Consider the following 12,551-nt stretch of genomic DNA (forward strand, 5'->3'; position numbering starts at 1 on the left):
ATGCGCGGAAGCCACAGCAGCGAAGATCCTTTGGCGCAGGTGCGCTGGATACCGGCGGGCGAGAACCCGCTGGGGATCGAGCTGCTGGACTGTCGGCCCTTCGCCAAGACCATGCGATCCTTCTCGCAGGATCCGGACATCGCCACGCGCTTCCTCGACCAGCGCCAGGCGCTTGGCGAGGAGCATCGCGACGCTTCGCTTGCACCGGAAACGACCGCCGATTGCGCGCTGGCCTATGTCCATCGCGGCCCGACGCGTGACGGACCCCTGTTCAAGGCCGAAGCGATGGAGGATAAGTGGGACGTCTACCTCTACGATGGGCAGCTCTACTTTGCGCGCAGTTGGACGGGTGATCTCTGTCTGCGCGCGCGCATGCGCTTCAGCGAAGGGAAGGCCGAGCTGCTGGCCGTAACCGCCCGTGAGGACGCGGTGGGGGGAGACGGTCGCTACGCGGTCGCAATGGTCGACTTCCTGATCTGCAGCTATCTCTATCGCCGGGTGTCGCCGCATCCCCTGCCGACGCACCTCGGGCGCGACAAGGCCCAGCTCGCCCTCTTCTCCTTTTCGCAGCACGGTCGTTGGGGTCTTTACGGCAGCTTCGCCGATACGACGGCGCTGCCGCTCATCGATCCGGCGGCGCGGCTCGAGCCCTGAGGCGCCTGGAGCCGGCGGGTGACGCCGGTGCTGCAGGCGGCAGTTCCCCTGAGATCCTGGAGCTCCCGTTGCCAGAACAGCGGGTTGCCCTCGCGGCAGGAGCCTGAGTCTCCGGATCACCCCACGCGATCGGCAAGGCCCATCGGGGTAGCTTCGAAGCCTGTGCGCAGCGGCGCGGCGGACCGGGCATGCTCTTCGCACCGCACTTGTCGCGGCGCTCCCCCGGCGCTACAATCCCTAGCACTGCCTCCCGCGATCCATACCTAGGCTGGATCCTGGGATGTTGGTTCGTGAGGTCCTGCGCCTCCTGGAGCGGGAGGGATGGCAGCTCGTACGTCAGCGGGGAAGTCACCGCCAGTTCCGTCATCCGCGCAAGCGCGGGCTGGTCACGGTGGCAGGCAAGCCAAGTGCGGACGTGGCACTAGGCACGCTGAACAGCATCCTCAAGCAGGCGGGGTTGAAGCCATGAGATTCCTGATCGTGATCGAGAAGGCCGAGCGCGGATTCTCCGCCTACTCGCCGGATCTCCCCGGCTGCGTGGCAGCGGCAGCGACTCGCCGGGGCGTCGAGAAGGCCATGCGCGAAGCGGTCGAGTTCCACATTGAGGGGCTGCGTGAGGAAGGCTGCCGAGTCCCCACGTCGCGCAGCTACTCGACCTATGTGGAAGTACCGGCTTAGATTCTGGCGCCCGCGCTTACTCGGCTGACCGGTCTACGAGCCCTCGGCGTGTCCCGACTCGTCCCTTCTTGCCAGCCGGAGGCGTTCCAATCGGCTTCTAAGATCAGCCAGTCCTTCTTGCTTCACTGCACCGGGATACTGCCGATCTGAGGCCTCTAGGAAGCGAATCTGCGCTACCAGCCGATGTACATCTCCCGCTTTGAGGGTCGATGCCAACAGCTCCGCCACGCTTCGGTAGTTGTGGAGGAATGGTATCCCATCCAGTAGTGCGCCTCGTGTGGCGAAGAGCTCAATGTCGTCAGTTAGCGATTCACTTGCGTCTGCACCTCGGGCCTCGCAATAGAGCCCATAGCAGAGCCTCAGACATGCTAGGAACTGCATGCTGGCCCCTTCTGCCCTGCCCCATCTCCCATAGGCCGCTATCACGTCCAGGGGTGGCGAGGATAGATTCAGGACTACCCGAAGCTCGGGCATCGCTGCCGTCAAGGCCGAGGGGAGTTCTTCCACGGTGCTGCAGTCTGGAATGCCCCGCTCGCGGAGGGTGCGGGCAAACTGCTCGAGCAGCGCATTGACTTGGCTGAGTGCAGAGTAGCGTCCGATCTTCTCGATCTCTACCCTCTGCAGAGCGATCTCCTGTAGTTGGTTCGCTATCTGCTTTCGCTGGAGCCGGATCTCCTCGGACTGCTGGCGGATGCCAGCAATTAGCCACACCACGGCGATAGCGGATGTAACAGCTGCGATGAACTCACCGAGGTTCGCAGCCGACTCCCCGCTTGAAGCCAACGAATAGGCGAGGATCGCGACAACAAGCAGGGCTCCGGAGATCAGCCAAGCGATCTTCATTGAGTCGATCTGCCTTGGACGCCTGAGACCGCGATCAGCAGCTCCGCCACGTCCTTCGTCGCCACACTCTCCCCCGCCCCCTTGGCCTTGACGCCGTCCGAGAGCATCGTCAAGCAGAAGGGGCAGGCGCTGGCGACGGTGGCCGCGCCGGTGGCGATCGCCTCCGCAGCGCGGTTCTCGTTGATGCGCGTGCCGAGGGTCTCCTCCATCCACATGCGGCCGCCGCCGGCGCCGCAGCAGAAGCCCTTCTCGCGGCTCCGCGGCATCTCGACCAGCTCGGCGCCGGCCGCCTCGAGCAGGGCGCGCGGGGCGTCGTAGATGCCGTTGTGCCGGCCCAGGTAGCAGGAGTCGTGGTAGCTGACCTTCTGGCCGGCGAGCGTGGCCGCGGGCCTCAGCCGCCCGGCCACAACGAGGCGCGCGAGGAACTCGGCGTGATGGGTCACCTCGAAGCTGCCGCCGAAGTCGGGGTACTCGCTCGCCAGCGTGTTGAAGCAGTGCGGGCAAGCGGTAAGCACCTTCTTCACCCCGAGCGCCTTGAACTGCTCCACGTTCGTGCGCGCCTGCATGTCGCCGAGGTACTCGTTGCCGATGCGCCGGGCGGGATCGCCGCAGCACTTCTCCTCGGCGCCGAGGATCGCGAAGTCCACGCCCGCTTCCTTGAGTAGCCGCGCAAAGGCGACGCTGATCTGCTTGTTCCGGTCGTCGAAGCTGCCCAGGCAGCCCACGTAGAAGAGGTACTCGGCGTCCGGCTTTTCGGCGAGCGTCGGGATGCCCAGCCCCGCGGCCCAGGCGCCACGCTCGGTGTAGGGGATCTGCCAGGGGTTGCTGTTCGTCTCCAGGTTCTTGAGGGCGAGCTGCACTTCGGGCGCGACGGCGCCCTGCATCATCACCAGGCTGCGGCGGTAGTCGACGATCTCCTGGATGTGCTCGTTGAACACCGGGCAGGCGGCTTCGCAGGCGCCGCAGGTGGTGCAAGCCCAGATGGCGTCCACCGCGAAGACCTCGCCGACCAGGGCGGCCTTCGCCTTGGCGGGCGCACTGTCGGGCAGCGGCCCGCCGGCGCTCGCCAGCAGCGCGCCGCCCTTGGCGATCACGTGCTCCTTCACGTGGTGCATCATCATGTAGGGCGAGAGCGGCTTGCCCGTGGCGTAGGCCGGGCACTCGTTCTGGCAGCGCCCGCACTCGGTGCAGGCGTAGTGGTCGAGCATCTGCTTCCAGGTGAGGTCGGCCAGCTCGTCCTTGCCGTACTTGGTGAGCGTCTCGTCGGCGAAGTTGATCGTGCTCAGGCGCGCGCGGGCCTCGCCGGGCAGGCGGCGGAAGATCATGTTCGGTGCCGCCATCAGGATGTGCAGGTGCTTGCTGTAGGGGATGTAGGCGAGAAGGCCCAGAATCAGCAGGTTGTGCAGCCACCAGCTCGCCGCGATGATCGCTGCCAGCCCCTCCGCACCGCGCGCGCGGAACAGCCCCACCCACCGCTGGCTCACGAAAGAGAGGCGCATGCCGCCGCTCCACTCGCGCGCGCCCTCCATCCAGGCCAGGCGCGCCTCGGCTGCGCGGCCGATCCACATGAGGAGCACGAGCGCCGCGATCCAGCTCAGGATCAGCGTCGCGTCGCGCCGCGTGCCGGGGTCGTCGCTCTCCAGGCGCTTGGGTTTCACGGCCCAGCGGCGAACGAGCGCGACGGCGATCGCCACCAGCACCGCGAGGCCGAGCAGGTCCAGCAGCAGCCCGAAGACCGCGTAGGCGCCGGGCCCGACGATGGCCTCGTAGGTGAAGCCGCCCGCAAAGGCGCGGATGAAGCTCTCCAGCGTGCCCAGGCTGAGCAGGATGAAGCCCCAGAAGATGAAGAAGTGGCCTAGCCCGGCCGGCTCGCGCAGCACGCTCCGCTGCCCGAAGAAGTAGACGAGGATCGCCCGCCAGCGCTCGTCCATGCGTTCGCTGCGCGCATCGGGCTTGCCGAGCATGAGGATGCGCACCAGCCGCCGGAGGGTCCAGGCGAAGAACGCGAGCGTGGCGACGAGGACGAGGGCGAAGAGCAGGTTCGTGGGGAACTGGCCGGGCAGCATGGGCGCTCCTTATCGCGGCGCTAGCGATCCTTCGCGAACGCGAAGCCGACGCCGAGCGCCTTGGCATTCGCCTCGATCAGGTTCTTGCGCTTGAGCGCGAGCGGCAGCGTCTGCTCCATGGCCGCCAGACTGAGGATGCCCGACTTCGCCAGGTAGGCGCCGACCATGATCGTGTTCGCCATGCGCGTGTTGCCGAGATCCTCGGCCATCTGCGTGGCCGGCACGGCGAGCGCTTCGATGTCGCCGCGCTTGGGCGGCACGTCGATGATCGTCGAGTCGTACATGAGCAGCGCGCCCGGGTGCAGGTCCGCCGCGAACTTCTCCAGGCTGGGCCGATTGAAGGCCATCAACACGTCCGGGTGTGTCACGGTAGGGCTGCCGATCGGCTCCGCGTTGATGCAGACGAAGCAGTAGGCGGTGCCGCCGCGCATCTCAGGGCCGTAGCTCGGGATCCAGCTCGTGTGGAAGCCCTGCTCCATGCCGGCGTTGGCGATCATCGCCCCGGCCGAGAGGATGCCCTGACCGCCGAAGCCGGCCAGCTTGATGCTCGGGTTCGCGTAGCGCGGATCCCGCAGCGCGCTCGGCAGGCGCTTGGGTTCGGCCAGCGCGAGGTCGAGCGCCGCGAGCAGCGCTTCGTCCTCGACGGCGATCTTCTCGCGGAACCAGGGTTCGCGCTGCTCGCGCAGGTCCTTCGTGATGCCGAGCGGGAAGAAGGGCCCCATGTTCTCCTTCATCCACTCGGACTGATGGGCGGGATCGACCTTCCAGCCCGACGGGCAGGCACTGAGGATCTCGACCATCGAGAAGCCGCGCCCCTCCATCTGACAGCGCAGGGCGTTGCGGATGGCCCGGCGCGTGTTCGAGATCGCCTTGTTGTCCCAGAGTGCCGTGCGCTCGATGTAGGTGGGGCCCTCCAGGTTGGCCAAGAACTCGGCCATCTTCATCGGCGGGCCCTCGTTGTGGATGTCGCGACCGTAGGGCGTGGTGGTCGTCTTCATGCCGGGCAGCGAGGTCGGCGCCAACTGGCCGCCCGTCATCCCGTAGATGGCGTTGTTCACGAAGAACACGGTCAGGTGTTCGCCACGGTTGGCGGCCTGGAGAATCTCGTTGCCGCCGATCGCCGCCAGGTCGCCGTCGCCCTGGTAGCAGACGACGATCGCGTGCGGGTTGGCGCGCTTGAGCGCGGTGGCCACCGCCGGCGCCCGCCCGTGCGCGACCTGGATGTTGCCCGTGGCGAAGTAGTAGTAGACGAAGACCGAGCAGCCGACCGGGCTGACCATGATCATCCGGTCCTGGAGCTCCAGATCCTCGATGGCCTCGGCGATCAGCTTGTGGATGTTGCCGTGGCCGCAGCCGGGGCAGTAGTGCGTCGCGCCCTTGTCGCCCGGCTTGCGCTCGAATTCCGCGTAGAAGCCCTTGGGCCGCTCCAGGATCTTCTTGGCCATCAGGTCCTCCTCAGGCGGTGGCGGTGACGGACAGCTGGCCCTTCACCACGGCGTAGATCTCCTCGACCGTCGGCACGTTGCCGCCCATGCGGCCGTAGAAGTGCACCGGCACCCGCCCCTCGACGGCGAGGCGGATGTCCTCGACCATCTGACCGTTGGACAGTTCGCAGACCAGGAAGCCCTTCACCCGGCCTGCCAGCTCCGCGACGCGGACGCTCGGATAGGGGCAGAGTGTGATCGGCCGCAGGAGGCCGAGGCGATGGCCGTCGGCGCGCCCGCGCTCGACCACCGAGCGCAGGATGCGGCTGACGATCCCGTAGCCGACGAGCACGAAGTCGGCGTCGCCCGTGTGGTACTCCTCGACCATCACCTCGCGCTCGGCGATCAGCGCGTACTTCGCCTGCAAGTGCCGGTTGTGGCTCTCCAGCTCGTCCGGATCCAGGAAGATCGAGTTGATCAGGTTCGCGTCGCTGATCTTCTCGCCCCGGAGCGCCCAGGGCTTCGCGGGCAGGCCCTTCACCGGCGGCGGAAACTCGACGGGCTCCATCATCTGGCCGATGTAGCCGTCGGCGAGGATCAGCGCCGGGTTGCGGTAGCGATCCGCGAGTTCGAAGGCCCTGATCGTCAGGTCGCACATCTCCTGAGCGCTGTTGGGGGCGAGTACGATCAGCTTGTAGTTGCCGTGTCCGCCGCCCTTGACCGCCTGGAAGTAATCGCTCTGCTCGGGGGCGATGTTGCCCAGCCCCGGACCGCCGCGCATGATGTCGACGACGACGCAGGGCAGTTCGCTGCCGGCCAGGTAGCTCAGGCCCTCCTGCTTGAGGCTCATGCCGGGGCCCGAGGAGGCGGTCATCGTGCGCTCGCCGGCCGCGGCGGCGCCGTAGACCATCTGGATGGAGCCGATCTCGCTCTCGGCCTGCAGGAAGGTGCGCCCGACGCGCGGGAAGTACTTGGCCGCCGCGTGGGCGATCTCGCTGGCCGGCGTGATCGGGTAACCGTAGAAGGACTCGCAGCCGGCGAGGAGCGCGGCCTTGACGATGGCATCGTTGCCCTTGATGAACTCCTTGGCCACGGCGGACCTCCCCTCAGTCCGAGTACTCGGCGCCCTTCTTGTAGACCGTGATCGCGGCGGGCTCCGGGCAGGCGTAGAAGCACATGCCGCAGCCCGTGCAGCCCTCGCCGAGGTAGTGGGCCGGGTGGTAGCCGCGGCTGTTGAAGCTGGAGCGCAGGGCGAGGCAGCTCTGGGGACAGGCGATCACGCAGAGGCTGCAGCCCTTGCAGTGTTCGGGCGAGACGACAGTGATGGCCTGGTCGAGGATGCGGATCATGCTCGGACGCCCGCCTTTCTTCGCTGCCGGCGAAGCCGCCGTCGCGCGGGCCCGGCGCCGCGGCCATACCGGAAATGCAGGCCCTGACGGCCGATTCGGCCACAAAGTAGTGAGGGCCTCAGGGGATGTCAACCCGGCGAGGGCGGGGCGGCAAACGCGCAAGGCGGCGACCTGCGATCGCCGCCTTGCGCCGAGACCAGACGGCCCGCCCGGGGTCAGACCTAGTGGTAGTAGTCGTCCTCGCTGCCGCCGTCGTAGTCGTCGAGGCTGGGACGGTGGTTGCCGCTGCCGTCGTCGTCCTCGCCGGCGAGGACATCTTCGAGGGAAACGAAGCGCTCATCGTCCTCGCGCTCGAACCCCTCCTCGGGTGCGGCCTCGAGCGCCCAGTCGGCCTCGGCGGGATCGGGATCGCCGACCAGGGCCGCGGCGCCCTCCAGGGCGCGCGCCTTCACCGGCACCGGCGGCGTCAGCGAGAACTCCGCGCTGCCCAGGCCGAGCGCCTGCAGCTCGTCGACGACGGCCGCTTTCAGGCTGCCCTGGCCGGCGGCGAAGGCGCCGAGCAGCTCGTCGGCCAACTCGCCGAAGGCCGTCGCCGCCAAGCCGCTGCGGTTGAACTGGTTCACGGGTCGCCCGCGCTTGGCCACCTCGGCCAGGCGCACGCTGCGGGGGATGACCGTCGTGAACACCTGACCCGCGTACTCCTCGCGCACGCGAGCGACGACATCGGCGGCCAGACGCGTGCGCGGGTCGACGAGATTGAGCACGATGCCGAGTAGGCCGGGGATGCGCCGGCCCTGGCGGCGCATCTCATCGAGCCCGTCGAAGAGACGCGGCAGGGCGCGATAGGCCAGCTCCTCGGCCTGCAGCGGCACGAGGAAGTCGTCGGCAGCCTGGAGCGCGGCGCTCGTGAGCGCACCGAGGTTCGGCGGGCAATCGAGCAGCACGCAATCGTAGCTGCGCTTGAGTCGCTCGACCTGCGCCGCGAGGCGCTCGGGAAAGCGCTGCGCGCCATCCTGCAGCTCGCGCTCTTCCTCGCGCGACCAGACGTTGCTCGTGATGAAGTCCAGGTTCGCCGTTCCGCTTGGCTGGATCGCGGCGCCGGGATCGCCCTCGAGATCGAAGAAGTCGAGCAGACCGTTGTCGATGTCGAAGCGGCTCTTGCCGAAGCAGCTGACGATCCCGCACTGTGGGTCGATGCCCACGAGCAGGCAGCGCTTCCCCTTCTCGGCGAGGGTCGCCGCCAGGTTGACCGCGATGGTCGTCTTGCCGACCCCGCCCTTGGGGCAAACAACGGCGACACTCCGTCCCATGTGACCTCCTCTGGTGCGAACGCTCCGGGTCTCGTCGAGCGGCAGGAGCTGCTGAACAGGTTCAGTGTGCGTGCGGACCCGCGCACTCTAAGCGCGGGGGTCGGGCCTGGCAAGTGGATTTGCAGGGACCGGAAACTCGGGCCGGTGCCGCGGGCCTAGCCCCAGAGGGCCTTCACGTTGCTCCAGCTCGTCGGAGCGACGTCCGTGGCGCGAGTGGCCAGCGCGGCGCTGTCCGGCGTCGGCTCGGCATTGCCGGCCGGCGCTTCGCGATTAACTTCAGGGGCCGGGGGCGGGCTCTCGGGGGGCGGCGCGGCGGTCTCCTCGGCAAGGGCGAACCCCGCGAGGCTCAGCAGGAGCAAACCGATCAGGACGCGCGAACCGGTGTGCATGGGGATCCTTCCTGCTTGTGATCGGATGCGGTTGCGGGCACAATTCTAGTCCAGCCTGGGAGCCGCTTCAAGGCCCCCGGTCCGAAAGGTCGCCGTGGCGGAACTCCGGTTTCGGATCAAGGGCATGAGTTGCGCCTCCTGCGTCGGCAAGGTGGAGAAGGCGCTGGCCGGCATTCCGGGCGTGGAACAGGTGAGCGTCAACCTGGCGACGGCCGAGGCCCGGGTCCAGGGACGGGGCCACCTGCCCGCCCTGGGGCTGCTCGAGGCCGTCCACCGGATCGGCTTCGAGGCCGACCCCCTGCTGGACGACGAGTTCCTCCACGAGCCGCCCTCGGCGATCGAGGACCCGGCCGCCCTGCGCCGCGACCTCTGGCTGGCGCTGCCGCTCGCCGCCCTGCTCATGGTCCTCGGCATGTTCGGGCCCATGGACCTGCGCTGGGGACTCGTTCAGGGGATCCTGGCCACGGTGGTGCTGGCCTGGCCCGGCCGCCGCTTCTTTCGCCGCGCCTGGCAGCTCGCCCGCCACCGGCAGAGCGCCATGGAGACCCTGATCGCTCTCGGCACCGGCGCCGCCTGGCTGAGCTCCTGGACCAGCCTGCTGCTCGGCGCGCAGCAGGGCGGGCACGCCAGCCACCTCTACTTCGAGAGCGCGGGGGTGATCATCGCCCTCGTCCTGCTCGGCCGGAGCCTGGAGGGCGGCGCCCGCGACCGCGCCGCCGACTCCCTGCGCGAGCTGGCGCGCCTGCTGCCCGAGCGCGCGCTCCGGGTCAACGACGAGGGCGGCGAGGAGGAGGTTCCCACGGGCGCCGTGCGCCCAGGCGACCGCCTGCGCGTGCAGGCCGGCAGCAAGGTGCCGGTCGACGGCAGCGTCATCCTCGGCGAGGGAGCACTCGACGAGTCCATGCTCACGGGGGAGAGTCGCCAGGTGCGCCGTCAGATCGGCGAGGCGGTGACCGCGGGCACGCTGCTCGTCGACGGCTCCTTCGAGATGCGCGTCGGCGCGGTGGGGGAGCAGACCGTCCTCGCCGGCATCCTCCGCCTGGTGCGCGACGCCCAGGCCTCGAAGGCGCCCGTGCAGCGGCTGGCCGACCGGGTCGCCGGCATCTTCGTGCCGATCGTGCTCGGCCTCGCCCTGCTCACCGTGCTGCTGCACTTCGCGATCGCGCCCGAGCTGGGGGCCGTGCAGATCCTGATGCGGGGCGTCGCGGTGCTGATCATCGCCTGTCCCTGCGCGCTCGGGCTCGCCACACCGACGGCCATCCTCGTCGGCAGCGGCCTCGCCGCTCGGCACGGCATCCTCTTTCGCGAGGCCGCCAGCCTGGAGCGCTTGCAGGCCGTGCGCATCCTGGCGATGGACAAGACGGGCACGATCACCCGCGGCCGGCCGCAGGTGGCGCGCTTCCTGCCCGTGGGCACCGAGCCGCGGGAGCAGCTGCTGCGCTTCGTCGCCGCGGCCGAGAGCGCCGTCAGCCATCCCATCGCCCAGGCCCTGCGCGACTACTGCCGGGAGCGCAGCGAGGGGACCGCCTTCGCCCTGGCCGTGGTCTCGCGCCCGGGCGGCGGCCTGCGCGCGGAGATCTCGGGCAAGCAGCTCGTGGTCGGCGCGCCCTGGTTTCTCGAGAGCGAAGGCATCGATCTCTCCGAGTCCGGCGAGCTGCTCGGCGAGCTGGAGGAGAGCGGTCTGACGCCGGTGCTGGCAGCGCTCGAGGGCCGCCTCGAGGCCGCGTTCGGCCTCGAGGACGCCCTGCGGCCGGAGGTGCCGGCCCTCGTCGCGCAGCTCAAGGCGCTGGGCATCGAGCCGCTGCTGCTGTCCGGGGATCGCCCCGAGGCGGTGCGGCGCGCGGCCGCCCAGGCGGGCATCGAGCGCTTCGCCGCCGGCCTGCGCCCCGATCAGAAGGCGCGGCGCCTGCGGGAGGCCTCGCCGGAGGGCATCGGCGTCGCCATGCTCGGCGACGGCGTCAACGACGCACCGGCGCTCGCCGCCGCCGAGGTCGGCATCGCCCTGGCGAGCGGCAGCGATCTCGCCATGGCCAGCGCGCCGGTGACACTGGTGCACGGTCACCTCGGCCGCGTGCTCGACGCCTTCCGCCTCTCCGCGCGCACCCTGCGCACCATCCGCGAGAACCTCTTCTGGGCCTTCGTCTACAACGTGCTCGCGATTCCCCTGGCCGCATTCGGCGTCCTGAACCCGATGATCGCCGCCGCCGCGATGGCGGCGAGCAGCCTCTTCGTCGTTTCCAACAGCCTGCGGCTGCGCGCCTTCAGCTTCGGCAAGGGGCGCTGATGCGGCTGCGTTGACAGGGGCGCCGACCTGTGTTTCCCTGCAGCGGAGCCCGAACCCCGACCGCCTGGAGAAGAACCATGGCCGAGCCGACTGTCAGCATCGAGTTCTGCGTCGTTTGAGACTACGAGCCCCGCGCCGCCAGGCTGGCGGCCGAGATCCAGACGCGCTTCGGGGTTACGCCTGCACTCCTCCGTTCGGCGGGCGGCGTCTTCGAGGTCGTGGTGAACGGGAAGACCGTGTTCTCCAAGAGAGCGCTCGGGCGCTTTCCTGAGGACGAGGAGATCTTCGCGGCGATCGCCGCCGAGCGCTAGCCGATGGTCAACAACAAGGCCTTCTATCGCAAGCTGGACGGGCTGCTCGGCAGCATCGTCGTCGAACGCAGTCCGCACCACGACCTCGCGCGCGCGGTCGACCAGATCGTCCAGGCCTTCCGGGAGGACCTCGGCACGATCAGCGGCCGGCTCTACGTGCTCCACGACGGCAGCTACTACCTGCGCCACAGCACGGCGCCGCTGGGCGAGGACCTCAAGGGCTTTGCAATCCCGGCGAGCTACCCGCCGATCCAGGCCATCCTCAGCGAACGAATCGTCGCCGTCCACGAGGACTTCCCGGGCTACGATCCCGCACTGGAGCGCCGCCTTGGCGTCAGCAACTTCGCGGCCTTCGCGCTCGACTCCGGCCGCTATCTCGTCTCCTTCGGACTCGACAGCCAGGCCGAGGAAGAGGCCCTGCTCTTCGCGCTCGGCGCCATCCAGCACAGCCTCAGCCTGCGCCTGAAGCAGGCGGCGATGGTGGCGGAGATCAACGAGGCGGAGGCGATCCAGCTCAGCCTCTTGCCCAGCCATCCGCCGCGCTTCGAAGGTTTCGACATCAGCGCCCGCACGCACGCCGCCGAGGCGACCGAGGTGGGCGGCGACATCCACGACTTCATGGATCTGGCGCCCGATGCGCTGGGCATCGCCGTCGGCGACGCCAGCGGCCACGGCCTGCCCGCGGCCCTGCAGGCGCGGGATGTCGTGACCGGCCTGCGCATGGGCGTCGAGAAGGAGATGAAGATCACGGCGGTGATCCGCCGGCTCAACCAGGTCATCCACGCGAGCCGCCTGGCGACGCGCTTCGTGAGCCTGTTCTATGCGGAGCTGGAGCGCAACGGGACCCTGCTCTACGTGAACGCCGGCCACTGCGAGCCGATGGTCATCGGCCCCGGGCAGGCCGTGGAGCGGCTGACCATCGGCGGCCCCATCCTCGGCCCGCGGGGGGACGCGATCTACCAGCGCGGCTTCAGCAACCTGACGCCAGGCCGCCAGCTCCTCCTGTTCACGGACGGGCTCATCGAGCGCCGGCGCGGCGAGGAGGAGTGGGGCGAGACCCGCCTCCTCGAGGTGTTTCGGGCCTGCTTCCACCTGTCATCGGCCGAGACGGTCGAGCGCATCGTCAGCGAGGCCCGCGCCTTCGGCGGGGCCGCGCCCTGGGAAGACGACCTCACCGTTCTGGTCATCAAGCCCGTCTGAAAGGGCGTCCACCGGACCCGCGATGCCTATTGACAGCAGGCAG

General features: G+C 69.1%; 13 protein-coding genes. 6 read left to right on the forward strand and 7 right to left on the reverse strand.

What is annotated here, in order from left to right; genetic code table 11:
- The 3 genes from FJ251_00395 (at nt 1) to FJ251_00405 (ending at nt 1,332) form a co-directional block, all read left to right on the forward strand.
- Nucleotides 1–654 (forward strand): hypothetical protein, encoded by a 654-nt coding sequence (locus FJ251_00395; GenBank protein MBM4116202.1) that lies wholly within the window; start codon nt 1–3, stop codon nt 652–654.
- Nucleotides 655–934: 280 nt separating this feature from the next.
- Complete coding sequence (locus FJ251_00400; GenBank protein ID MBM4116203.1) at nt 935–1,123, forward strand: type II toxin-antitoxin system HicA family toxin; 189 nt, start codon at nt 935–937, stop codon at nt 1,121–1,123.
- Nucleotides 1,120–1,332, forward strand: coding sequence for a type II toxin-antitoxin system HicB family antitoxin (locus FJ251_00405; protein ID MBM4116204.1), 213 nt, complete (start codon nt 1,120–1,122; stop codon nt 1,330–1,332). Before FJ251_00400 ends, FJ251_00405 begins: the two co-directional genes overlap by 4 nt.
- 33 nt (nt 1,333–1,365) lie before the next feature.
- Here FJ251_00405 and FJ251_00410 read toward each other — a convergent pair whose 3' ends face one another.
- The 7 genes from FJ251_00410 to FJ251_00440 form a co-directional block, all read right to left on the reverse strand.
- Nucleotides 1,366–2,175: a hypothetical protein gene (locus tag FJ251_00410; GenBank protein MBM4116205.1), complete on the reverse strand. Its 810-nt coding sequence runs from the start codon at nt 2,173–2,175 to the stop codon at nt 1,366–1,368.
- On the reverse strand, nt 2,172–4,241 hold the full coding sequence (locus FJ251_00415; GenBank protein ID MBM4116206.1) for a (Fe-S)-binding protein: 2,070 nt from the start codon (nt 4,239–4,241) through the stop codon (nt 2,172–2,174). Before FJ251_00415 ends, FJ251_00410 begins: the two co-directional genes overlap by 4 nt.
- 20 nt (nt 4,242–4,261) lie before the next feature.
- Nucleotides 4,262–5,686: a 2-ketoisovalerate ferredoxin oxidoreductase gene (locus tag FJ251_00420; GenBank protein ID MBM4116207.1), complete on the reverse strand. Its 1,425-nt coding sequence runs from the start codon at nt 5,684–5,686 to the stop codon at nt 4,262–4,264.
- 10 nt (nt 5,687–5,696) lie between these two features.
- Nucleotides 5,697–6,758, reverse strand: a complete 1,062-nt coding sequence (gene vorB / locus FJ251_00425; protein ID MBM4116208.1) for a 3-methyl-2-oxobutanoate dehydrogenase subunit VorB — start codon at nt 6,756–6,758, stop codon at nt 5,697–5,699.
- A gap of 13 nt (nt 6,759–6,771) precedes the next feature.
- A complete protein-coding gene (locus FJ251_00430; protein MBM4116209.1) occupies nt 6,772–7,014 on the reverse strand; it encodes a 4Fe-4S dicluster domain-containing protein in 243 nt (80 codons plus the stop codon).
- 221 nt (nt 7,015–7,235) lie between these two features.
- Nucleotides 7,236–8,324 carry a ParA family protein gene (locus tag FJ251_00435; GenBank protein MBM4116210.1) on the reverse strand — a complete coding sequence of 363 codons (1,089 nt, stop codon included), beginning with the start codon at nt 8,322–8,324 and terminating at the stop codon, nt 7,236–7,238.
- Between the two features lie 155 nt (nt 8,325–8,479).
- Nucleotides 8,480–8,713, reverse strand: a complete 234-nt coding sequence (locus FJ251_00440; protein ID MBM4116211.1) for a hypothetical protein — start codon at nt 8,711–8,713, stop codon at nt 8,480–8,482.
- Nucleotides 8,714–8,837: 124 nt separating this feature from the next.
- On the opposite strand from FJ251_00440, the gene FJ251_00445 reads away from it, so the two are divergent.
- The 3 genes from FJ251_00445 to FJ251_00455 all read left to right on the forward strand — a co-directional run bounded on the left by FJ251_00445 (nt 8,838) and on the right by FJ251_00455 (nt 12,508).
- Nucleotides 8,838–10,997: a copper-translocating P-type ATPase gene (locus FJ251_00445; protein MBM4116212.1), complete on the forward strand. Its 2,160-nt coding sequence runs from the start codon at nt 8,838–8,840 to the stop codon at nt 10,995–10,997.
- Nucleotides 10,998–11,140: 143 nt separating this feature from the next.
- A complete protein-coding gene (locus FJ251_00450; GenBank protein ID MBM4116213.1) occupies nt 11,141–11,308 on the forward strand; it encodes a SelT/SelW/SelH family protein in 168 nt (55 codons plus the stop codon).
- A 3-nt stretch (nt 11,309–11,311) separates the two neighbouring features.
- On the forward strand, nt 11,312–12,508 hold the full coding sequence (locus FJ251_00455) for a hypothetical protein (GenBank protein ID MBM4116214.1): 1,197 nt from the start codon (nt 11,312–11,314) through the stop codon (nt 12,506–12,508).
- The last annotated feature ends 43 nt before the right edge of the window (nt 12,509–12,551 follow it).

This window comes from bacterium (assembly GCA_016873475.1).
In the GTDB taxonomy this organism is placed as follows: domain Bacteria; phylum Krumholzibacteriota; class Krumholzibacteriia; order JACNKJ01; family JACNKJ01; genus VGXI01.